Annotated in this window: 22 protein-coding genes, 2 tRNA genes and 1 pseudogene; 2 read left to right on the top strand and 23 right to left on the bottom strand. The window is 30.7% G+C overall.

Annotated elements, in window-relative coordinates; genetic code table 11:
• Position 1: 1 nt before the first annotated feature.
• From bmpB to HNP63_RS02295, 22 genes and pseudogenes are all read right to left on the bottom strand, one after another.
• The gene (gene bmpB, locus HNP63_RS02400) at positions 2 to 1,027 is read right to left on the bottom strand and encodes a nucleoside ABC transporter substrate-binding protein BmpB (protein ID WP_183227124.1); all 1,026 of its coding nucleotides are present in this window, start codon (positions 1,025 to 1,027) and stop codon (positions 2 to 4) included.
• A gap of 86 nt (positions 1,028 to 1,113) precedes the next feature.
• Entirely contained in the window at positions 1,114 to 2,133 is a 1,020-nt protein-coding gene (gene bmpA, locus HNP63_RS02395) for a nucleoside ABC transporter substrate-binding protein BmpA (RefSeq protein WP_011600990.1), read from the bottom strand.
• A 43-nt stretch (positions 2,134 to 2,176) separates the two neighbouring features.
• A complete protein-coding gene (locus tag HNP63_RS02390; protein ID WP_373477042.1) occupies positions 2,177 to 2,344 on the bottom strand; it encodes a BMP family ABC transporter substrate-binding protein in 168 nt (55 codons plus the stop codon).
• A 42-nt stretch (positions 2,345 to 2,386) separates the two neighbouring features.
• Positions 2,387 to 2,693: pseudogene (locus HNP63_RS06775) on the bottom strand (BMP family ABC transporter substrate-binding protein); the annotation flags it as partial.
• Positions 2,694 to 2,796: 103 nt separating this feature from the next.
• The gene (bmpA, locus tag HNP63_RS02380; protein ID WP_004790178.1) at positions 2,797 to 3,816 is read right to left on the bottom strand and encodes a nucleoside ABC transporter substrate-binding protein BmpA; all 1,020 of its coding nucleotides are present in this window, start codon (positions 3,814 to 3,816) and stop codon (positions 2,797 to 2,799) included.
• A 43-nt stretch (positions 3,817 to 3,859) separates the two neighbouring features.
• The gene (gene bmpC, locus HNP63_RS02375; protein WP_044051974.1) at positions 3,860 to 4,921 is read right to left on the bottom strand and encodes a nucleoside ABC transporter substrate-binding protein BmpC; all 1,062 of its coding nucleotides are present in this window, start codon (positions 4,919 to 4,921) and stop codon (positions 3,860 to 3,862) included.
• Between the two features lie 313 nt (positions 4,922 to 5,234).
• Entirely contained in the window at positions 5,235 to 6,260 is a 1,026-nt protein-coding gene (gene bmpD, locus HNP63_RS02370) for a nucleoside ABC transporter substrate-binding protein BmpD (RefSeq protein WP_011600994.1), read from the bottom strand.
• Between the two features lie 100 nt (positions 6,261 to 6,360).
• Complete coding sequence (rpsG, locus tag HNP63_RS02365; protein WP_011600995.1) at positions 6,361 to 6,834, bottom strand: 30S ribosomal protein S7; 474 nt, start codon at positions 6,832 to 6,834, stop codon at positions 6,361 to 6,363.
• 24 nt (positions 6,835 to 6,858) lie between these two features.
• The gene (gene rpsL, locus HNP63_RS02360; RefSeq protein WP_002656492.1) at positions 6,859 to 7,233 is read right to left on the bottom strand and encodes a 30S ribosomal protein S12; all 375 of its coding nucleotides are present in this window, start codon (positions 7,231 to 7,233) and stop codon (positions 6,859 to 6,861) included.
• 67 nt (positions 7,234 to 7,300) lie between these two features.
• Entirely contained in the window at positions 7,301 to 11,434 is a 4,134-nt protein-coding gene (rpoC, locus tag HNP63_RS02355) for a DNA-directed RNA polymerase subunit beta' (protein ID WP_183227121.1), read from the bottom strand.
• Between the two features lie 15 nt (positions 11,435 to 11,449).
• Positions 11,450 to 14,917: a DNA-directed RNA polymerase subunit beta gene (gene rpoB, locus HNP63_RS02350; RefSeq protein ID WP_015055533.1), complete on the bottom strand. Its 3,468-nt coding sequence runs from the start codon at positions 14,915 to 14,917 to the stop codon at positions 11,450 to 11,452.
• Between the two features lie 82 nt (positions 14,918 to 14,999).
• The gene (rplL, locus tag HNP63_RS02345) at positions 15,000 to 15,374 is read right to left on the bottom strand and encodes a 50S ribosomal protein L7/L12 (RefSeq protein WP_004790358.1); all 375 of its coding nucleotides are present in this window, start codon (positions 15,372 to 15,374) and stop codon (positions 15,000 to 15,002) included.
• A 70-nt stretch (positions 15,375 to 15,444) separates the two neighbouring features.
• Positions 15,445 to 15,933 (bottom strand): 50S ribosomal protein L10, encoded by a 489-nt coding sequence (gene rplJ, locus HNP63_RS02340; RefSeq protein WP_004790306.1) that lies wholly within the window; start codon positions 15,931 to 15,933, stop codon positions 15,445 to 15,447.
• A gap of 4 nt (positions 15,934 to 15,937) precedes the next feature.
• Positions 15,938 to 16,618: a 50S ribosomal protein L1 gene (gene rplA, locus HNP63_RS02335; protein WP_004790164.1), complete on the bottom strand. Its 681-nt coding sequence runs from the start codon at positions 16,616 to 16,618 to the stop codon at positions 15,938 to 15,940.
• Entirely contained in the window at positions 16,618 to 17,049 is a 432-nt protein-coding gene (rplK, locus tag HNP63_RS02330) for a 50S ribosomal protein L11 (RefSeq protein WP_006433846.1), read from the bottom strand. The genes rplA and rplK overlap by 1 nt, the downstream gene beginning before the upstream one ends.
• A gap of 53 nt (positions 17,050 to 17,102) precedes the next feature.
• Complete coding sequence (gene nusG, locus HNP63_RS02325) at positions 17,103 to 17,657, bottom strand: transcription termination/antitermination protein NusG (RefSeq protein WP_048830586.1); 555 nt, start codon at positions 17,655 to 17,657, stop codon at positions 17,103 to 17,105.
• Positions 17,658 to 17,680: 23 nt separating this feature from the next.
• Entirely contained in the window at positions 17,681 to 17,851 is a 171-nt protein-coding gene (gene secE, locus HNP63_RS02320) for a preprotein translocase subunit SecE (RefSeq protein ID WP_011600998.1), read from the bottom strand.
• Between the two features lie 26 nt (positions 17,852 to 17,877).
• Positions 17,878 to 17,950: transfer RNA gene (locus HNP63_RS02315), tRNA-Trp, on the bottom strand.
• An 8-nt stretch (positions 17,951 to 17,958) separates the two neighbouring features.
• The gene (rpmG, locus tag HNP63_RS02310; protein WP_002556991.1) at positions 17,959 to 18,138 is read right to left on the bottom strand and encodes a 50S ribosomal protein L33; all 180 of its coding nucleotides are present in this window, start codon (positions 18,136 to 18,138) and stop codon (positions 17,959 to 17,961) included.
• Positions 18,139 to 18,165: 27 nt separating this feature from the next.
• Positions 18,166 to 18,238: transfer RNA gene (locus HNP63_RS02305), tRNA-Thr, on the bottom strand.
• Between the two features lie 73 nt (positions 18,239 to 18,311).
• Complete coding sequence (locus HNP63_RS02300) at positions 18,312 to 19,160, bottom strand: TP0624 family protein (RefSeq protein WP_044052196.1); 849 nt, start codon at positions 19,158 to 19,160, stop codon at positions 18,312 to 18,314.
• A gap of 13 nt (positions 19,161 to 19,173) precedes the next feature.
• Complete coding sequence (locus HNP63_RS02295) at positions 19,174 to 20,205, bottom strand: hypothetical protein (RefSeq protein WP_014486379.1); 1,032 nt, start codon at positions 20,203 to 20,205, stop codon at positions 19,174 to 19,176.
• Positions 20,206 to 20,542: 337 nt separating this feature from the next.
• Here HNP63_RS02295 and HNP63_RS02290 point away from each other — a divergent pair, with 337 nt between their 5' ends.
• A complete protein-coding gene (locus tag HNP63_RS02290; protein ID WP_183227120.1) occupies positions 20,543 to 21,154 on the top strand; it encodes an ankyrin repeat domain-containing protein in 612 nt (203 codons plus the stop codon).
• Between the two features lie 56 nt (positions 21,155 to 21,210).
• Here the strand turns inward: HNP63_RS02290 and HNP63_RS02285 are convergent, their stop codons facing one another.
• Positions 21,211 to 22,764 (bottom strand): DUF8510 domain-containing protein, encoded by a 1,554-nt coding sequence (locus HNP63_RS02285; RefSeq protein ID WP_015055539.1) that lies wholly within the window; start codon positions 22,762 to 22,764, stop codon positions 21,211 to 21,213.
• 102 nt (positions 22,765 to 22,866) lie between these two features.
• Between HNP63_RS02285 and HNP63_RS02280 the strand changes: the two genes are divergently transcribed.
• A complete protein-coding gene (locus HNP63_RS02280; RefSeq protein WP_048830590.1) occupies positions 22,867 to 24,069 on the top strand; it encodes a dicarboxylate/amino acid:cation symporter in 1,203 nt (400 codons plus the stop codon).
• Positions 24,070 to 24,075 lie beyond the last annotated feature (6 nt).

Raw genomic sequence — 24,075 nt, 5'->3', positions numbered from 1 at the left:
TCTACAACTTTAATATTTGTTTTATAAAAATTTCATATTCTTCCTGATTGCAAGGAACAATAATCTCTTTATTAATTATTTTCCTTTCAAGATCTTTTATGTATTCAAATTCATTTGCATTAGATAAACCAACAACACCATCTCTTAATCCCATTTGAACAATTTTTCCACCTTCCCAAACATTATCATTTTTAAGAGATTCGCTAGTAATCAAATACAATGCATCACCAACGTTTTTTATAACAGAAGTAATAAAATTTTTAGGAGCAAGATGAGACTGATCTTGATCAGCTCCAATAACATAGTAACCATCACCAAGTTCTTTTGCTGCCTCAATAACACCAACTCCTGCCAAACCAGCTGCAAAATGAATTATATCTATTCCTTTAGAATACATTTTATTAGCCATAACTCTAGCAATATCAATATCAGAAAAAGAATTAGAGTATTCACTTACAATCTCTATACCTTTATTAGCATACTTTGCACCAGCCTCATAACCATAACGAAATGCATCTACTATATCGCCCTTTACTCCACCTATAAAACCTATTTTACTAGAAACGCTTTTTTTAGCTGCAATATAGCCAGCTAAAAAAGCACCTTGCTCTATTCTAAAAACAACACCAATTAAATTTTTAGGAATCTGAACATCGTCGCCATAAATAGGATCTATTATCCCATAGTTAATTTCTGGATTTTCCAATGAAACCGATAAAGAAACGTCCGCAAGCATATACCCTACAAGCCAAATCAATCCTGAGCCATTCATTTTCAAATTATCAAGATCTGAAACATAGCTAGAATAAACTCCAGAAACAGCACTAGAAAAAACTTTTTCAATATTTTCTGGAAAATCTTTTTTCAAACGCAATAAAGCCTCATTAGCACTAGAATTAAAAGATTTATCATCAAGAACACCATCTACCAACATAGATATCTTAATTTTACTTGAACCAGACTCTATTCCATTCTTGCTAAAGCAAGAAGTTAACAAAATTCCAAATATAAAAATTGCAATCCTCATATAAAACGCTTCTCCATTTCCACCATTCAAACAAAATCAATGTGTTTTTTATACTTAAAAATAAAAAATATAAATTGATTATTTATTTAAATAAATTCTTTAAGAAATTTTTCATAACTTTCTTTATTATATGGAACAATAACTTCTTTATTGATTATTTTGCTAGAAAGGCTATCAATTTCTTTTTCAACTTCAAAAGGAATCATCTTTGGATTTCTTACAAAACCTACAACTCCTTCTTTAAGACCATAATTTATTAATTTTCCACCTTCGAAAGTATTAGTTTTTAAATAGTTAGATGTAAAAAGATTTAAAGATCTACCAACATCTTTGGTTGTAGATGTGATTACATTATTGGGAGCAAGATACGATTGATCCTCATCAACTCCAATAATGTAATGCCCAGAACCAAGTTCTTTTGCAACCTCAATAGCCCCAATTCCTCCAAGACCTGCGGCATGATGAATAATGTCTATCCCATCAGAATACATTTTAGTTGCAACACTTCTGCCAGCTTCAAGGTCAGAAAAACTACCAATATACTGAGAAAATATCTTGATATCTTTATTGGCATACTTAGCACCAGCCTCATAACCATATCTGAAAGCATCTACTATGTCACCCTCTATTCCCCCTAAAAATCCGATTTTACCTGTTTTAGAAACTTTTGCAGCAATATAACCTGTTAAAAACGCGCCTTCTTGAGCTCTAAAAGTCATGCCTACTAAATTTGCAGGAATAGGCTCGTTAGAATAAACAGGATCAATAATTGCATATTTCATCTCGGAATTTTGTAAAGAAACAGCCTTGGCCACATCGCTAAATTTATATCCAATAAGCCAAATTAAATTTGAACCCGCATCTTTAAGTCCTTCAAGATCAGATAAATAAGAATTTGTTGAAGATTCTTTTAAAACAAGTTCAATTTCAAATTCCTCTTTAAGTTTTTTTACGCCATTTAAAGCACTCTCATTAAAAGATTTATCATCAAAAGTTCCATCAATTACTAAAGAAACCTTGGGAATTCCACTCTCAAGACCACTCTTACCACTACAAGATAAAAAAATAACACCTTCAAACAAAATCAACAATAATAATTTATTCATAAACCATTTCCCCTTTTTTTAAACAAAGCTATACCTAAGTAGTTTATAACTTTGATTTAAATAAATCAAATGCATATTCACTATCAGGAACAATAATTTCCCTATTTATTATTTTATTTTCCAAATTAATAACTTCATCAACTAACCTATTATTTAAAACATCAGGATCCTTAACAACTTCTATTACTTCTTCTTTTAACATTTGATTAATAACAACCCTTCGTTTAAAAACTCCATTTTTGATATAATCTAATGAAACCGATAAAGAAACATCCGTAAGCATATTATACCCTACAAGCCAAATCAATTCTGAACCATTCATTTTTAAATTATTAAGATCTGAAACATAGCTAGAATAAACTCCAGAAACAGCACTAGAAAAAACTTTTTCAATATTTTATGAAAAATCTTTTTTCAAACGCAATAAAGCTTTATTAGCACTAGAATTAAAAGATTTATCATCAAGAACACCATCTACCAACATAGATATCTTAATTTTACTTGAACCAGACTCTTATTCCATTCCTACTCAAACAAGAAGTCAACAAAATGCAGAATATTAAAAATCAATCCTCATACAGAACGCTTCTCTATTTCCATTATTCAAACAAAAATAATGTGTTTTTTATACTTAAAAATAAAAAATATAAATTGATTATTTATTTAAATAAATTCTTCAAGAAATTTTTCATAACTTTCTTTATTATATGGAACAATAACTTCTTTATTGATTATTTTGCTAGAAAGACTATCAATTTCTTTTTCAACTTCAAAAGGAATCATATTTGGATTTCTTACAAAACCTACAACTCCTTCTTTAAGGCCATAATTTATTGATTTTCCACCTTCGAAAGTATTAGTTTTTAAATAGTTAGATGTAAAAAGATATAAAGATCTACCAACATCTTTGGTTGTGGATGTGATAACATTATTGGGAGCAAGATATGATTGATCCTCATCAACTCCAATAATGTAATGCCCAGAACCAAATTCTTTTGCAACCTCAATAGCGCCAATTCCTGCAAGACTTGCAGCATGATGAATAATGTCTATCCCATCAGAATACATTTTAGTTGCAACACTTCTGCCAGCCTCAATGTCAGAAAAACTACCAATATACTGAGAAAATATCTTAATATCTTTATTGGCATACTTAGCACCAGCCTCATACCCATACCTGAAAGCATCTACTATGTCACCCTCTATTCCCCCTAAAAATCCAATTTTACCTGTTTTAGAAACTTTTGCAGCAATATAACCTGTTAAAAATGCACCTTCTTGAGCTCTAAAAGTCATACCCACTAAATTTGCAGGAATAGGCTCATTAGAATAAACAGGATCAATAATTGCATATTTCATCTCGGAATTTTGTAAAGAAACAGCCTTGGCCACATCGCTAAATCTATATCCAATAAGCCAAATTAAATTTGAACCCGCATCTTTAAGCCCCTCAAGATCAGATAAATAAGAATTTGTTGAAGATTCTTTTAAAACAAGCTCAATTTCAAATTCCTCTTTAATTTTTTTTACGCCATTTAAAGCACTTTCATTAAAAGATTTATCATCAAAAGTTCCATCAACTATTAAAGATACTTTGGGAATTCTATTCTCAATACCATCCTTGCCACTACAAGATAAAAAAATAATACCTTCAAATAAAATCAACAACAATAATTTACTCATAAACCGTTTCCCCCTTTTTAAATCAAAGCTATACCCAAGTAGTTTATAACTTTGATTTAAATAAATCAAATGCATATTCACTATCAGGAACAATAATTTCTCCATTTATTATTTTATTTTCTAGATTAATAACTTCATCAACTAGCCTATTATTTAAAACATCAGGATCCTTAACAACTTCTATTACTCCTTCTTTTAACCCTCGATCAATAACAACTCCACCTTTAAAAACTCCATTTTTAATATAATCTGATGAAACAGAATAAATAACCTTGCCAATATCCTTAAGTATTGAAGTAATAACATTTTGAGGCGCAATATACGATTGATCTTGATTTAAACCAATAACATAATATTTGGGGCCAAGTTCCTTAGCAGCGTCATAAACTCCAAGACTAGTTATACCAGCTATTGGCAAAATAACACCTACTTTATCCTCCTTATACATGAACCGAGCCATTTCTTTGCCTTTCTCTTTATCAAAAAGAGAGGGCGCTTTTTTTGATACTAATCTTAATTTGGGATTAGCATAAAAAATTCCAGCCTTAAAACCAAACTTAAAATCATTCAAATATTCGCTTGTAGGACCTGTTAAAAATCCAATCTTTTCTTTTCTACTCATCTTAGCAGCAATATATCCAGCTAAAAATGCAGCCTCTTCATTTCTAAACTTAATAGCCAAGGAATTCTTGGGAACTTGAATATCACCATAATCAAAAGCATCTATAATCCCATAACAAATATCTGGACGCTCATACGAAAGCCTAACCGACAAACTGGAAAATTGATATCCAATCAACCAAAAAAGATTTAAAGGATTTTTTTGAACCTCATAAGCATCCTCTGTCATTGCCTCATTAACAGTAAGAAGTCTTTTACCCTCAATAGGGTAAGGCCTTAAAGATTTAGTTATAAGCTTTACTCCAAAATCATCTCTAAGTTTTACAACACCATCATAAACACTTTGATTATAGCCTTTATCATAAAAGCTACCATTGGCCAAAACACCTATAACAACTTTGTCAGATTTAGCAGACTTTCCATTAGACTGAAAACAAGCCAACACTAATAAAAATAAAGCAATAAAAATAAACCTTTTAAACAAAATCAATCCTCTCCTTACAAAATTTATTTAAAAAATTTAGAATTTTTCAAAAATTAAAACATAAACTTTATTGTACTAACAAGTAATATTCTTCATTGATAAAATAAAAACTTCAATAACCCTAAAAATAATACTTTTAATATTAATAAAAACATGGTGATAAGAAAATTTTTTCCTACATCACCATAATACCCAAATTTAAACCCTTTTGCAAGATTAATCTAGATTAATCTTGCAATAATTAAAAGACTTATTTAAAATCTTTTTAAAGAGCCAAAATCATTTTTCACAAATCAACTCCACACAAATTAAGTTAATTTGCTATTTGTAAAACAAAGTTATCATAAGATGCCTTGTCATAAGGCGCTTTTATTATACCATTTATTATACTTTGCCCAATTTTCAATGATTCATCATAAATCTCAGAATAATTTGACTTTAAGTTTTCATTTAAAACCAAACCAAGTCCATCTTCTTTAAGTCCAAATAACATGGTCTTACCCCCATCCCAAACTCCAGTTTCTAAATACTTTTTTGTTAAACTATACATCAATGAATCAACCTTCTTTACAGCAGAAATAAGAACATTATTAGGGGCAAGGTATGCTTGATCTTGATCGACTCCAATAATATAATGATCGGAGCCCAATTCTTTTGCGGCCTCAATTACTCCTATACCAGAAAGTCCAGCAGCTGCAAATATAATATCAACCCCATCTCGATACATATTAGATGCTGTCGAGCGACCAAGTCCAAAATCCCCAAATGTGCCAACATATTGAGAGACCACTTTAATATTAGAATTCGCATACTTAGCACCAGCTTCATATCCATACATAAAAGATTCTAAAACTTCCCCCTTCACTCCCCCAATAAATCCAATCTTACCTGTTTTAGAAGCCTTTGCCGCAAAATATCCTGCTAAAAAAGCCACCTCTTCGGATCTAAAACTAATATTAAGAAGATTTTTGGGTATTTGAATTTCATTATAAACCCCTTCTATGATTGCATAATTAATAGAAACATTCTCGCCAGCTCTTTGCAAAAGCATATCTGACAATCTAAATCCGACTCCCCAAATCAAATTTGAATTACCATCCTCTAGATTTGAAATATCTCCTAAATAAGAATTCCCTGTAGATGCTTTTTCAATTATATTTATATTAAAATCTGTTTTCAATTTTCTTATCGCATTAGAAGAACTTTCATTAAATCCTTTATCATCAAAAGTACCATCAACTATAAGCGAAACTGTTTTTGACTCTGACTTATTATCATCAGAACCAGAACAAGCAATAATAAATAAAAAAAATAAAAAATAATAAACTTTTTTTAACACAAAAATACCTCCTTACTTTTAATAAAACAAATACAAAAAATAGCCCTAATAATACCACAACATATAAGCAAAAAAAGACACCTTTAAAAAAGGTGTCTTTTTACCATCTATAATGAGTAAAAGCTTTATTTGCTTCAGCCATTCTATGAGTATCTTCTTTTTTCTTAAAAGCAGCTCCAGTAGAATTGTATGCATTTAAAAGTTCGTTTGACAACTTTTCCTTCATAGATCTACCACTAGCCTTTCTAGCAGCAAAAATAATCCACTTCATAGCTAAAGCCTCTCTTCTCTCTTCTCTAACTTCAACAGGAACTTGATATGTAGCACCACCTACCCGTCTACTTCTTACTTCTACCAACGGCTTAATATTATCTAAAGCTTTACAAAAAACAGCCATCTTATCACTATCTTCAAGCTTATCAGCAAGCAAATCAATTGAACTGTAAAGTATACTCTCGCTTATTGATTTTTTTCCATCATACATCATTCTGTTTGCAAATTTTGCAACAATTCTAGAATTGTACCTGGTATCAACAAAAATTTTCTTTTTGATTTTTTTATTTTTTCTTGACATACTTAATATTAACCCACCTTTCAATTAAGCTTTAGGTTTTTTTGTTCCATACTTAGATCTACCCTTTTTCCTATTATTAACACCAAGAGTATCTTTGGCTCCTCGAACTATGTGGTACCTTACTCCAGGCAAATCCTTAACTCGACCACCTCTAATCAAAACTACAGAATGTTCTTGTAAATTATGACCAATTCCTGGAATATATGCAGTTACTTCAAATCCATTTGAAAGTCTAACACGGGCTACTTTTCTCAAAGCTGAATTAGGCTTTTTAGGAGTTACAGTCATTACACGTGTACAAATTCCTCTTCTTTGGGGACAATTTTGAAGCGCAGGAGATGCGGTCTTCTCCGTTTGACTTTTTCTAGGCTTTCTAATTAACTGATTAATTGTAGGCATTTATCAACGCTCTCCTTTTCTTGAAATTATTAATAAAATGGTAGCAAATATATCACTTATTTTCAAGCTAAACTTCAGAATTGACATTTTCACTAACTTTGATTTTTTTATAAAGTCCCATGCCAGTTCCAGTAGGAATCAAATGCCCAATTACAACATTTTCTTTCAATCCTCTAAGATCATCTATTTTCCCAGCAATAGAAGCATCTGTTAATACTTTTGTTGTCTCCTGAAAAGAAGCTGCAGAAATAAAAGAATCTATATTAAGAGAAGTCTTGGTTACTCCTATAAGAATGGGACTTGCTATTGCTGGCTCACCACCTTGTTCGATAACTTTTCTATTCTGCTCATAAAAAGTGTGCTTATCTACCTTTTGCCCATAAACAAAATTAGTATCACCAACTGCTACAATCTTAACTTTTTTCATCATTTGCTTAATTATCACACCAATATGTTTGTCATTAATGCTAACACCCTGTTTTCGATAAACATCTTGAATTTCTGCCAACAAAAACTCTTGTAAACTAATCCCACCCAAAATTTCAAGCACATCATGAGGATTAATTCTACCATCACAAAGCATATCTCCTGCCTTAACAATATCTCCATCTCTAACTAAAAGATGTTTGCCGGCTGGAATATAATGCTTATGCTCAACCCCATATTCATCTAAAATATTAATAAGTCTTTTTCCTTTTTGAATTGATTTAAATTGCACAATTCCACTTACTTTAGCCATTTCAGTTAAATTCTTAGGAATTCTTGTTTCAAAAAGATCATTAACACGAGGCAATCCCCCTGTAATATCTTGAGTTTTTTCAGAACCTTTAGAAAGTTTCGCAATAATATCTCCTATATTAATATTCTGACCATCTTCAACCTGAAGATAAGCATCGCCTGGTAATACATAAGATGCGATCTCCACACCACCACTATCAATAATAAAAATTCTAGGATCAAGAGATTCAAAAACATTATCTGTAATTCTTTTCTCAACATTACCTGTTTCAGTATTTATCTCTTCTTTAAGAGTAGTTCCTAAAATAATATTCTTAAATTTAATTTTACCTTTAACCTCTGCAATAATAGGCTCTGCAAATGGATCAAACGTACCAATAACTTTGCCCGATTCAACATATTCGCCAACCTCTATTTCAAGCTTTGTACCAGCTTTCAAGGAAACTTCTTGCTCTTCTGACACTATTAAAAATTTATCGTCTCTTAATTTAACATAACCAATATAAGAAGAGAGAATTTCTACTCCCTTATTATTAACAAATAAAGGAATTCCTTTAATTACTCTTTGAGAATCTGAAACTTTAATTTCCTTTATGTTCTTAATTTTTTCTTCATAAAAAACATTGATTATTTTTAAAGTTCCTTTTCTTGTGAAAAGAATTCCATTCTCAACCCTAACATTAAAACCCTCTATGCCATTAAGTATAAAAGTATTCTTTAAAGATATTTTATCATCCTCACTACCAGCCTGAGCAACTCCACCAATATGAAAAGTTCTCATAGTTAATTGAGTGCCTGGCTGACCTATAGACTGAGCAGCAATTATTCCTACAGCCTCGCCAATGTTAACAGGCTTATTCTTTGAAAAGTCTCTACCATAACATTTTTGACAAACACCGTGTTCAGCTTCACATGTTAAAACAGATCTAATCACAAGTTTTTCAATACCAATTTTTTCTAATAATTCTATTTTAGCTTCTGAGATTTCTTCATTTGCATCTAAAACAATCTCACCAGTAATTGGATTTTTTATTCTTTCAATAGAATAGCTCCCAACAGCTTTTTCTTTCAAAGATTCTAATATTTCTTCACCATTTTTTACAGTTTCAACTTTTATTCCGTTTATAGTCCCACAATCTTCTATTCTAACAACAACATCTTGAGCAATATCTACTAATCTTCGAGTTAAATATCCAGCATCAGCAGTCTTAAGAGCAGTATCTGCCAGCCCCTTTCTCGCTCCATTTGTAGAGATGAAAAACTCTATCACAGAAAGACCTTCTTTAAAGTTAGAAATAATTGGAAGCTCAATAATATCCCCGGAAGTTTTTGCCATCAATCCTCTCATGCCAGCAAGTTGCCTTATTTGATTTCTACTACCCCTAGCACCAGAATCTGCCATCATATATATAACATTAAACCCATCTCTGTCTTTCTTTAAAATTTCCATCATCTTATTAGTAAGTTCCTCGTTCGTCTTTAACCAAACAGAAACTACGTTATTATAACGCTCTTCACCGGTAATAACACCTTTAGCATAATCATTTTGAATTTTAGCAATCTCTTTATTGGCCCTGTCTATATAAGCTTTCTTTTCATCAGGAACAATAATATCACTCATACTAATTGTGCATCCAAACTTGGTAGCATATTTAAAGCCAAGCTCCTTGATAATGTCAAGCATTTCAATTACAGTAGAAGAACCATGAACTACATAAACTTTTGATATTAAAATTTGTAGTTCCAAATCACTAAGAGTTTTATTTACAAATTCAATTCCGTTGGGCAAGGCCTCATTAAATATAACCCTACCAGCTGTAGTTTTTTTATATTTGCCATCAATTTTTACATAAATAGAAGCATTGTAATCTAGACTCCTATTATTTATAGCAAGAATAACATTATTAAAGTTTAAAAACTTTTTACCTTCTCCAACAGTATTCTTTTTTTCCATTGTTAAATAATATAGACCTAAAACAATATCTTGGGATGGAAAAACAATAGGATGCCCATTAGCGGGATTTAAAAGATTATTTGTTGAAAGCATTAAAGCCCAACTTTCAGCTTGTGCTGATGGAGTAAGAGGTACATGTACTGCCATTTGATCACCATCAAAATCAGCATTATATGCATGACAAACAAGAGGATGTAATTTTATTGCCTTACCCTCAACTAACACAGGCTCAAAAGCTTGAATTCCAAGTCTATGAAGGGTGGGTGCCCTATTTAAAAGAATAGGATGCTCTTTAATAACAAGATCTAAAATTTGCCATACCTCGTCAACTTCTTGTTCAATCAAATTCTTTGCTCTTTTAATATTAAAAACAGCTTCACTCTCAATCAACCTTCTTATCACAAAAGGCTTAAACAGCTCAAGAGCCATTTTTGCAGGCAATCCACATTGATGTAGTTTTAACTCAGGTCCAACAACAATCACAGAACGACCAGAATAATCTACTCTTTTACCAAGAAGATTTTGCCTAAACCTTCCCTGCTTACCTTTTAACGCATCGGAAAGCGACTTAAGAGGCCTACTAGATGAGCCTTTAACAACCTTTCTTTTATGAGAATTGTCAAAAAGAGAGTCTACCGATTCTTGAAGCATTCTTTTTTCATTTCTCACAATAATCTCTGGCGCATTAAGAAGAAGCAACTTCCTTAAGCGATTATTCCTATTTATAACTCTTCTGTAAAGATCATTAAGATCAGATGTTGCAAAGCGTCCTCCATCAAGCTGAACCATTGGCCTAATCTCTGGGGGGATAACAGGAAGAACTTCCATAATCATCCATTCTGGTTTATTTCCAGAAATTTTAAAATTTTCAATAATTTCAAGACGTCTTAAGAGTTTCTTATCAGTTTTATCATCTTTATCTATCATTTGAATTCTAAGCTTAGATGAAAGCTCATCAAGATCAAGATTTTCAAGAAGACTTTTAATAGCTTCAGCTCCCATAGAAGCATTAAAAGACATCCCATATCGCTCTCTAGCCTCTATGTACTCATCTTCATTTAAAAGCTGCATTTTTTTAAGATCAGTATCACCCGGTTCAATTACTACATATTTTTCATAATACAGAATAGAATTCAAACTAGATGCCGTAATGTCAAGCAAAAGACCAATTCTAGAGGGGATATATTTATAATACCAAATATGAGCAACTGGAGCTGCTAACTCAATATGCCCCATTCTCTCACGCCTCACCTTAAAATGGGTAACCTCTACATTACAACGATCGCAAATAATGCCTTTATATCTAACTGATTTAAATTTACCACAATAACATTCCCATTCCTTTGTAGTACCAAAAATCCTCTCACAAAAAAGCCCATCCTTCTCGGGTCTCAAAGTTCTATAATTAATAGTTTCAGACTTTTTAACCTCTCCATAAGACCAATTTCTAATTTGATCAGGAGATGCTATTTTAATTTTTATTTTTTCAAAATCTTTTATCTCTTTCATAAAAACTCCAAAAACCTAGCTTTTATTAATCAATTCTTCCTCTTTTTCTGTCAAAGGAACTTGATTCCCATTATCATCATAAATTGACAAATCAAGTCCAAGCCCCCTAAGCTCTTGCATTAGCACATTAAAAGACTCGGGAATCCCTGATACATTAGTAGGAACACCTTTTACTATATTTTCATATATCTTGACTCTGCCCGACATATCATCGGATTTAACTGTTAAAAGTTCTTGAAGTGTGTGAGCCGCACCATAAGCTTCAAGAGCCCAAACCTCCATTTCTCCAAGTCTTTGCCCACCAAATTGAGCTTTTCCTCCAAGAGGTTGTTGAGAAACAAGAGAATATGGCCCTGTTGATCTTGCATGCATTTTATCATCAACAAGGTGATGTAGCTTAAGCATGTAAATCACTCCAACCATTACTTCATTTTCGAAAGGCTCTCCTGTATAACCATCATATAAAATTTCTTTAGAAGTTGGATTAAACCCAGCTTTTTTTAATTTTTCCTGAATTTGTTCATTTGTAGCAGATTCAAAAACAGGAACATTATAAGATTCACTAAGATATTTACCAGCAAGACCTAATTGCGATTCCATTAATTGTCCAATATTCATTCTAGACGGAACTCCCAAAGGATTTAAGCATATGTCAAGAGGGGTTCCGTCTGCAAGATAAGGCATATCTTCAACAGGAAGAATTTTTGCAACAACACCCTTATTACCATGTCGTCCAGCCATTTTATCACCCTCTTTAAGCTTCCTTTTTTTAGCAACATAAACTTTAAGTATCTCCTCAACTCCAGGAGAAAGATTGCCAACATCCTCTTTAGTAATTCTTTGAACATCAATAACTGTACCTTCAGTACCATGAGGAACTTTTAACGAATTATTTTTAACATCTTTTGCTTTTTCTCCAAAAATAGAAGTTAAAAGCCTAAATTCAGGAGTAATGTCTCCTTCTGACTTTGGAGTAACCTTGCCAACCAAAATATCCCCAGGCTTTACATAAGTTCCTATCCGTATAATCCCATTTTCATCCAATTTATTTAGTATCTTTTCGCTAACATTAGGTATGTCTCCTGTAACTTTCTCAGGACCAAGCTTAGTTTCTCTTACTTCTATACTGAATTCTTTAATATGAATAGATGTATAAAGATCTTCCTTTACAATTCTATCAGAAATCAATATAGCATCCTCATAATTAAATCCATTCCAAGGAATAACTCCCAGTAATAAATTATTGCCAAGAGCAAGCTCCCCATATCTAGTAGCAGGACCGTCAGCTATTATTTCACCCCTTTCAACCTTTTGCCCCTCTTTAACTAAAACAGATTGATTAAAACAAGTATCTTGATTTGTCCTTTCATACTTAACAATATGATATTCATCTAAATCTTTAGCATTCTCTGATTCAAAAGGTTTGACAACTATTTTATTACTTGTTGCAAGAATAACTTCCCCACTTCTTTTAGCCTTAACTACTACTCCTGAATCCTTTGCAACAACACTTTCCATGCCAGTACCAACAATTGGAGGTTTGGGGAAAAGCAGAGGCACTGCTTGTCTTTGCATATTAGAGCCCATAAGAGCTCTATTTGCATCATTGTGTTCAAGAAAAGGAATTAATGCCGAAGATACTGAGATTAATTGTCTAGGAGAAACGTCCATATAATCTATATTTTTAGGGTTTGTTGTGGTATAATCACCAGAAATTCTAACAGAAACCAAATCTTCAAGATACTTTCCATCAGAATTAAAAGCAGCATTGGCTTGAGCAATACACTTTTTCTCTTCGTCAATAGCAGATAAATATTCTAATTCATTAGTCACTTCTCCATTAACAACTTTCCTATAGGGGGTTTCTAAAAACCCATAATCATTAACTCTGGAATAAGTAGCTAAAGAAACAATAAGTCCAATATTTGGTCCTTCGGGAGTTTCAATGGGACACATTCTACCATAATGAGTATAATGTACATCTCTTACTTCAAATCCTGCTCTATCTCTTGAAAGTCCCCCCGGACCAAGAGCATTAAGACGCCTTTTGTGAGTAAGTTCGGCTAAAGGATTGACCTGATCCATGAACTGAGAAAGCTGGCTGGTTGCAAAAAATTCTTTAACAGCAGATACAATGGGTTTAACGCTTATTAATTCTTGAGGTTTTAGATTAAAAACTTCTTTGTTAGACATTCTATCTTTAGCAATTTTTTCAACTCTCGACATCGCTCCTTTATATATATTGGTAAGAAGCTCGCCAACAGAACGCACTCTTCTATTTCCCAAATGGTCAATATCATCAAGAATATCATGCCCTTCATATATTCTCAAAAGATGAGATATGGTGTTAACAATATCATCCATAGTTAAAACTGATGTACTTAAATCGTCAGATCCAAATTTTTTAGAAAGTTTATAGCGCCCTACACGTCCAAGATCATATCTTCTTTCAGAAAAGAATATGGTTTTTAAATCGTTTTCAGCATTATCAATCGATATTGGCTCGCCAGGGAAAAGAGCCCCATAAACAGCAAGCATGACTGATTCTTTTGGAAGCTCTTTAGAGCCATCCTTTAAAGCAAAAAAAGCATCCTCTTTTTCAAGGCAATTTAAAATAACATTCGAACTTACAAAGTACTTTCCAGAAACATCATTATAGCCATCAAAATCAACAAGCTCTATTTCATTTACTCCATTTTGTAAAAAATCTTCAACATCTTGTAGAGTAATCTTATCTCCTGCTCGATAATACATATTCTCTCTTATGTTAATACTCTTAGCTAAATATTGACCTGGAAGATCTCTTTTTGTACCCTCTTCAACTTTAATTTTTTTAATGTTATAAAAAGTTTCTATTATTTTTTCTCTCGTATCAAACCCTAAAGCTCTTAAAAAAAGAGTTATGAGTATTCTTTTTTTTCTATCTATCTTTACATAAAGGTAATCTTTTTTAGAATCAATCTCAAATTCTAGCCAAGAACCACGATAGGGAATTATTCTAGCAGAATATAAATCTTTTTCTTTATAAAAAACAACTCCTGGGGATCTATGAATCTGAGAAACAATAACCCTCTCAGCCCCATTAATAATAAAAGTGCCCCTTTCTGTCATTAAAGGAATAGTTCCCATGTACACGTCTTTTTGCCTTATTTCCCCAGTAGTCAAAAATTGCAAATTTAGTCTTACTTTTAAAACAGCTTCATAACTTTGACCTTTTCTTTTACATTCTTTTTCTGTAAAATTAAGAGTATCATTTTCTATATAGTATCTTTCGTACTCAAGAGCAACGTCACCATTTCCACTTTTGATGGGAAATATATTTCTAAAAACAGACTCAAGGCCTTCATTAAGTAAAGGTTTTTTATTTTTTAATTTATCAAGTTGTAAAAATTTTTCATAAGAATTTAATTGTATTTCTATCAGGTTAGGTAAGTCTAAAATCTCATCAGCTCTTCCTTGTCCCAGATGAACTCTTTTTATCATTAAAAGACTCCTTTTTTAAGACATAACAAGCCGCACATCATGAAGACATGCGGAATAACAACTTTGATATATTTTTAATTTTTTATTTAACTTCAACTTTTGCGCCAACTGCCTCAAGTTTCTTTTTCAATTCCTCAGCATCTGACTTAGAAAGACCTTCTTTAATAGCTTTAGGAGCAGATTCAACTAAAGCTTTAGCTTCTCCAAGACCAAGTCCTGTAATAGACCTAACCTCTTTTATAACATTTATCTTACTATCACCAAAAGACATAAGAATTACATCAAATTCGGTTTGTTCTTCAGAATCAGTTGAACCTGTTGAAGCAGCGCCCCCTACACTAGTAGCAACAGCAGCAGTCACTCCAAACTTTTCCTCAATAGCTGTTACAAGCTCAACAACTTCCATAGTTTTTGCACCCTCAAGCCAGGTTAAAATATCTTCTTTATTTAGTGCCATATTAACTCCTTATATATTTTAATTTTACAGTGATAGCATGCACTCAAAATTTAAGACTAACACTGTTATGTTAATTTTTAACATCAGCCAAAGCTTTCAATGTTCTTACAAGCTTAGAAACTGGCGCTTTTAACACACTAGCAAATAAAGAAATAGACTCTTTTTTGGTAGGAAGCTTGCTATAAGCTTGAACTTTAGCCTCATCATAAAACTCCCCTAAAACAAAGCCGCCCTTTACTTTTAAAGTAGTAGTTTTTACAAAATCATAAAAAATTTTTGCTATTACATTAGCCTCTTCTAATGCAGTAACAACAACTGTAGGGCCAACCAAACAAGAATCAACAACATCAATATTCTTTTCTTTTAAAACCATCTTCATTATATTATTTTTAACAACTTTTAAGGCTCCGTGCTCTCCTTCTATTTTGTTGCGAAGATCTGTCAACTGAGACACACTCAAACCTCTATAATCTAAGAAAAAAATATTTTGCTTACTATCTATAAATTTTTTCAATAAATCAAACATTTCCAACTTTTTAGAATTTATCTTTGTGCTCATAATGTCACCTCCAAACAAACTCAACTCTTATAGAAGGCCCCATAGTAGATGAAATATAAATACTATCTATAAAAGTTCCCTTTAAGTCACTCGGTCTTTTTTTAACAACTTCCTTAATAAATTCCTCATAATTTTCTTTTATCTTTTCATTGTCCATAGAAGATTTACCAAAAGAAAAGCTTATTACACCATTTTTATTTGCTCTAAATTCTGTTCGGCCTTTTTTAAGGCTATTGATTGCATCCTTAAGATTATTTGTGACTGTTTGAGTCTTTGGATTAGGCATTAGGCCCCTTTTCCCTAAAATAGGACCAAGTCTTCCAACGTCCTTCATCATATCAGGAGTTGCAACAACAATGTCAAATTCATCCCAACCGCTTTTAATCTTATTTATAAGATCATCATCCCCAACATAAGTTGCACCAAAAGCTCTAGCCTCATCAGCTCGATCCCCTTTTGCAAAAACAAGTATTCTTTTTGGCTTCATAAACTGATTTGGCAAAACTATAGTGTCTCTAACGGTATGATTCTTTTTTAAATTAAGGTTAACAGATATATCTATGGTTTCATCAAATTTAACAAATTTAATTTCTTTTAACAATGAAATTGCATCTTCAATGCTATAAAATTTACTTTTATCTACTTTAGAAAAAGCTTCAATATATTTTTTACCCTTTTTTGACATTATTTCTCTACCTCAACACCCATTGAACGCGCACTTCCTGAAATAATTTTAAATGCTGCTGATTCTGATTTTGCATTTAAATCAGGCATTTTAATTCTTACTATCTCCATTAACTTTTCTTTTGATATAGTCCCAACTTTATCTGTATTGGATTTTTTAGATCCGGATTCTATCCCAATAGCTTTTTTAATTAAAATTGAAGCTGGGGGAGTTTTTACGATAAAAGAAAAACTTTTATCGCTATAAACAGTAATGATAACAGGAACCACAATGCCGGGCTCCATCTTTGCAGTTCTTTCATTAAATTCTTTTACAAACTGTGGCCCACTAACTCCATGCGGCCCAAGCGCTTGACCTATTTTAGCTCCTGGAGCTGCTTGAGCAGCTGGAACCTGTAATTTAATCCAAGAAATTGCTTTTTTTTTTGCCATATCATCTCCTTATGGTAATAACGCCTTGAAAGCTCCCATTAGCAGTATAAATTTTAAATCTTTTCTATATGCTGGAAATCAACCTCAACAGGCGTTGATCTTCCAAAAATTTGAACTGCAACTTTTAATTTTTTTCTTTCGTAATCAATAGAACTAATAAGCCCCTCAAAGGAATCAAAAGGTCCGCCCTTAATTCTAACTCTTTCTCCTTCTTCAAAGTCATAAAGCATAAAAATAGATTTATTTGCTTTAATCTCACCAGTAAGCATAAAAACACTTTTTACTTCTTCATCATTAATAGGAATAGGCCTTTGACCTTTGCCAACACCTACAAAATTAATAACACCTTGAACTTTAATAATATTAGCAACAATGTCTTTCCAACCTACCTCTGGAAGATCTAGCTCAATAAGAATATAGCCTGGCCAAATTTTTCTCTCCCTTATTCTTTTCTTGCCATTCTTTATCTCTTCTACTTTTTCAATAGGAGCCTTAACATCTAACACTACACTACCAAAAACACCTTCACTTATTAAAAGTCTTATGTCTTGCTCTATCTTTTTCTCATATTGAGAATAAGTTTGAACTACATACCAAGCTCTAGACATAATTTACCCTTCTTATAATAAAACTAAAATACATAAGTTACAACAAGAAACATGAGATAATCGACTATGCCTAAGAAAATTGAAACAAATAATACCAACCAAAAAACTTGTTTTCCATTTTCAACCACTTCATTATACTTAGGCCACGTTACCTTCTTAAGCTCCAAAATACTATCTTTGATAAACCTAAACACTTAAAGCCTCACTTTAATTCTAACAACAGGTCAGGAGGGATTCGAACCCCCAGCATACAGTTTTGGAGACTGTCGTTCTACCGTTGGAACTACTGACCTATTATTTATTATTTTATTTTCCCTTCTTTATGAAGAGTGTGTTTCCGTAATTTTGGACAATATTTCATCAATTCTAACTTTTCTTGCTTATTACGTCTATTCTTAGTAGTGGTATAATTCCTAATTCCTGTCTCTTCACAAATCAAAGATATAAGCTCAACAGCTCCTTTCCCTTTCTTTTTACCCATATAGCAAAACTCCTAACTACCAATAAAAGCCCTCAATCGGACTTGAACCGACGACCCCCACCTTACCATGGTGGTGCTCTACCAACTGAGCTATAAGGGCATTAATTCCTTATAAAACTCTTTATTATCTTAGTTGATTGTTTAGAAAAAAACAAGTACCTAGTTTAATTTTCTTACTTTATTATAACAAGTTTTCCGTCTTGCAAAAGTTTAATATTATTACTATTTGAAAACAATTTGTTAATAGAATACTCATCAAGTATAATATCTGTATTATTTTTACCATAACTGCTTTTGGCAACTAATTTTAAAGGACGATACCCAACCCTATTTTTATTGCTATAAAGAACATCATTGCTATACTCAAGCATTCCCCATTTTTTCAAAGCCTCTGAAGAAACCATTCTCTTATCAAAATATGGCCTAATGTTTTCATCATAAATTTTGATAAAAAAAGAGTCTTCTAATTTTTTAGAACCAAAAGTATTATTATAGACATCACCTACATAAATCACAACTCCTGTATAATCGGTTTTATCAACATCAGAATTTACTAATGGATAAAAAGCTTTATATGGCTTTTCATGAGAAAAAAATAAACTTATAAAATCGGGGAAAAGGCTAAGCTCATATCTAACAGTTAGACTTCTTAAATCTTCTGAATATTTTATATAAGATCTTTTCAAAATACTATTAGGACCCGAAAAATTAAGTATTAAGCTGGGATTCAGGTCAAAATAATTCTTAAAAGTATTTTCAGAGTCCATAATTATTTTAAAAAGAGATTCTCTTATTAAAGTGTCTTTAAAATCATTAATGGTTGCTATTAATTTAGACGCCGTATTTAAACCTACTGGTCTAAATTCATTTTCATTAATTTCCTTAACAATGTCAAAACAAATAACCTTCCTATCCCAATCAATTATTCTATGCACGCTTGTCTCGGCAACCTCATCTTTTATTATAGAAACATTAGAATAAAGTAGAAATAAATAACTAAAAAGAAATTTAAGAAAATGCATTATCTCCTTCCTATTATTTTTTACCTAAATACACACCTATCCAAGTCCAACCATTATTAATTTCTGGATCTTTAGGATAAACAATTCTTTTAAAAACAAAATACCATTCTCGAATATGATCCCATCCACTTGATTCAAGATAAGATATATCATCACTAGAATCCTCCTCAAGATACTTTGCAAATTGTATTCCATTTTTTCTTCTCCCTCCAAGCCTAATCATCGTGGTTAAAAAGCTGTTAGTATTAATAGAATTGCTTTTACCACCCTTTTGATCCCAACTTTGAATAAAAAAATTATTCTTATCTCTTATGTTAAGTAATTTAGAAGTATCCCCTGAAAGAACAAAATTTTTGACATCTTGGATTAAATCTCCTAAATTTCTATAAACAACAAACTCTGGATTATTAAAGTAATTAATTTTTGTAACGACATTAAAATAGTCTCTAGAATCTATTTTTAGATGTGACCTTGGAATTGAAAGAAATTTTTTATAGTAAAAATAAGATTCATCATAATCTTGAATATCTTCCAAACTTAATGCAAGATTATAAAAATAATTACCCTTTTCTTCATTATTTAAATTATCAATTCCTGTATTTAATATAAATTTGTAATAATTGATCTTATCAGCTGAATCAATATTTAAATTAACAATCTTTTTAGCCGCTCTTGTTTTCACTGAACAGTTTTCATAAACATAATCATCAAAATTGTCAACAACATGCTTGTAAATACTAAAAGCTACGAAATCTTCTCCCATAGAATTATAAATATTGCCCATTAAATAAAGATACAAAGGATAATATTCTCTAGATTCATCATCAATAATTCCATTATTTACAACTTCTAAAGCATTTTCATAATTTTTATTTGCAATATATATATTAACAACCCTATCAATAATAAGAAATTTATCTAATCTATTTTTATTAGAAGCTTTTAAAAGATGAGTAAGATTTTGGATCTCGCTTTGTTTTTCTTTGCAAGAAGTAAATAAAAATAAAATCAAAACAAACTTAGCAATTTCAGTCAATAAACTCATAAGAGTATTTTACAATATAAACTACACATAATAAAATGTACAACTCAATTTAAAAAAATTATCAATTTTTTTAAATACTAACTTAACATGACCATATTTAATATTAATACCACATACAAAAAAGCATCAAAACTAAAGCCTAAATTATAAATTTAGTATAAAAATACTTAATATCTAAAAAATAGGCAAAAATCATTTAATAATTGACAATTACAACCATAAAAGCATTGAAAAACAATCTTATAATAGCCTATAATAAATGTTAATTTAATACTTATTAAAAAAGCAATCATCTAAAATTAAATACTTTATTAAAGGAATACAAAACTCACAAAACATGAAAAAAGAATTCATTATACTTTTACTGTTATTACAAATAATAATGAATTTGAATTCAACAAACACCGATACAAGTACTTCAATAGTAAAAGAATTGCAAAAAAAATTATTTGCTTTCAATAGCACAGAATATCAAAATAATAAAGACACTTTAAATAAAGTTATAAATTCAATAAACATAAACGACAAAAAAACCTTACAAAATTTAGAAAAAATTAAAAATGATCTTTTTATAATATCTGTTTTTTTTAGCAATAAAAAAGGCGTTTTAATTGCACTAAATCTGGGGGCAGAAATAAACTTTAATCATAAAATATCTCCAATTTCAATTTCAATAATAAATAATGAATTTGAAATCATAAAAATATTAGTAGATTATGGAATAAGCCTTAATCAGATAGATGATACTGAGCATTCTCCAATATTTTGGGCAATATATGCTAATAACGAAAAAGTATTTGAATTTTTAAAAGAAAGCGGAGCTGATTTAAGTTTCACGCTAAAAAACAGAAAAACGCCAATGCAAGCCGCAATAGAAACAGAAAATATAAAATTAATTAAATCTCTGGAAAAGAAAAAAGTTTACATTGATGATAATTATAAAAATTAGCTTAAAAGCACAAAAAATAAAAAAATAATCAGAATTTTATCAAAATAGAAAATAAATTAATACCCATCAGATGCTTGGATATTTTTATCTTTATCAAGAAGATCCTTGTATATAAAAGATTTTTTAGCAAGTGTCTCTTTTAAATTTTTAGAAAAAGGTAAATTTCTCCACATTATGCCGCGCACCAATTTCTCAAGTTTTTGAATTCCTTTACTTTCCTTATCTATCCAAAGAAAATAATCTTCTAGGAAAAAATTTTTAACATTTCCTTTTTTAATAAATTTAACATAATAATCATAATATTGACCTGTAATTCCTGTTTCCATCCATCTAAAAGAAGCTTGTTCTTTTGCAAGCTCCCAAACAAAATCACCAATCCCTAAAATAACCGCTTTTCTTAAGTTTTTAGCATACATGGGTATTAATATTTTACCCCTGCCATTTGCTCTATTTTTAACATCAATTGGCTCCCAGCAAATTCCTTTATCACCATAAGAAGGTATTAATATAAAATACGGGACTACCCTGAGCAAATCCCCTCTATACGCTTTTTGAAAAAGTCTAGGCTGAATATCTTCTATTTCCCAAACAAGTTGTATAATTCTTTCTCTGCTTCCAAAAAGTTGAGGGTTAGCAACTACATTATTTCTCAAAAGAATAGGGAAATGATTGCCTCTTGGCCCTATTGCAAGCTTATTGGCACTTCTGATAGCCTCAACCTCATCGTGTGCAATAGTTGATTCAACAGACATTCCAATATTATTCATTTTATTTTGAATTTCAAAAAGCTCTCTGTTAGCATCTTCAATTTTATTGATAAAAATATTGACATCTCGATTTGATTTAATAAGATCATCAACATAATCACTGGCAAAATTTAAAGGCTTTAAAATCGAATTGGCATAAGGACTTCGCACTCCGTATTCAGGCATATAAGCTAAATCGTTTTGGTCATTATTTGAAAATAAAAATCCAAACATACTCCTTAGTCTACAAAGAGCTTCTTCTCTAATCTTATCGGTTCTTTTAAGACTACTCTTTGCAAAATCAATATTTGCCAAAAGTTTTTCTTTCTTATTAAGTAAAATTTTTTCCAAATCTTCTTCTTTAAAGTTATCCATTGGCAAATCAGTTGCTAATCTACTAAGCTTGAAACTATTAACCCCATAAAGCCATTCATCAAAATAAATAAAAGACTCATTGTAATGATTATCCCAAATAGTTTTTGAAATTAACAGCTGAATTTCAGATCCAAGTGCATTTGGAATAAGAGCAGCAAATCTAAATAAAATCTTCTGCTCTATAGTCAATTTTGAAATGTTTTTTGCAATTGATTTGAGAAAAGACCAATAAATGTTAATCACTTGATTATATTTTAAAACCCTATCAACCTCTTCTGACTGCGGATTTAAATAATCTACTAAAACTTTATGAAGCTTAAGACCAATTTCTTTACTACTTGAAATAAGATTTTTATAAAAATCTTTAGTAAAAAGTTGCTTATCATGCTCCTCTAAAGTTAAAATATTTGGCAACCTTGAATTTAAATCTGTATCTACAGAATCAGGATATTTATACAAACAACCCCCAAAAACACCCACAAGCAACATAACAACATAAGTACAATTGTAACTCCAAAGTTTATATTTACAAAAAAATTTAGTACTATTTATTATACAAAGTGTACCTAAATCTCTGAAAGGAAAAGTCATATGAATGTAAAAATCAATTTTTTTTTCACTCTGCTTATTGGAATCTTTTTAGGATTATTTTTTCCTCTTGGGATTTATAGCTCTTTATCTCATGCTTTTATAAGATTATCATACTTATCTCTTATTCCTTTCTTAATATTTTCAATTCCATTAGGAATTGAAAATATTATTGAAAATAAAAACTTTAAAAAACTTTTTGGTAAAACCATTTATTATGGAATTTTAACTAACCTATCTGGAGTTGCTGTAGCAATAATAGCTGCAATAATATATCTTCCACAAAGAATTCCAATACTAGAAAAAACAATACAAAATACATATTTTTTTGAAAAAGAAGTTTTATTAGAAACATTTTTCCCAAAAAATATATTCAAAATATTTACATCTAGTAATCCAAATCTACTCAGCATCTACATGATTTCAATAATCATAGGCACTAGCTTTTATTATGCAAAACAAAAGGGGAGAATAGCTAGAGAACTGATGCTAAGCGCATCCAATCTTTTTTACCATGCAAATGGATTTATTGTAAAGGTATTAAACATAGGAATCATTTTTATAGCAGCAGATTACACTACAAGCCTAAAAAGCTTTAAAGATTATCAAAATTACATAAATAGCATAACATTCTTTTTAATATGGACAATTATAATTTTGTTTGTAATATTACCAACAATTAGCTATAGATTGACAAAAAATTTTAAAATGATATATAAAGGAATCTTTGTATCATTTCAAAACATAATATTTTCAGGACTAACAAAAGATTCTTATTCTCCTTATGTGATCTTAATAGAAGATATTAAAAATGAAAGAATAAATATAAAAAAATCTATAATTATAAACATACCTCTAATAAATTTTGTTTCTAAATTTGGAACTATTTTTGTTTCAGTAATATCATTTTTTATAATTTTAAAATCGTATTCTAGCTTGCCTATTTCTATCTATGAAATAAGCTATATGAGCACTTTATCATTTTTTTTTGTCTTTGCATTTCCTCATATACCAAATAGCTTAATTTACATAATTACAATGCTTTGTTCTACCTATACAAAAGGAATAGAGCTAAATGTTTCTAACATAACACCAATGCTGCCAATATTAATCTCTTTAGCTTTACTTATTGACTTTGCCTTTAACATTGCAATCATTCATATAACAAACTTTAAAGAATTAAAAGATCAAGAAAAAATTAATTAAAGCCAA

Source organism: Borreliella afzelii, from assembly GCF_014202295.1.
Classification (GTDB): Bacteria; Spirochaetota; Spirochaetia; order Borreliales; family Borreliaceae; genus Borreliella; species Borreliella afzelii.
This window is presented reverse-complemented; position numbering and strand designations above follow the sequence as displayed.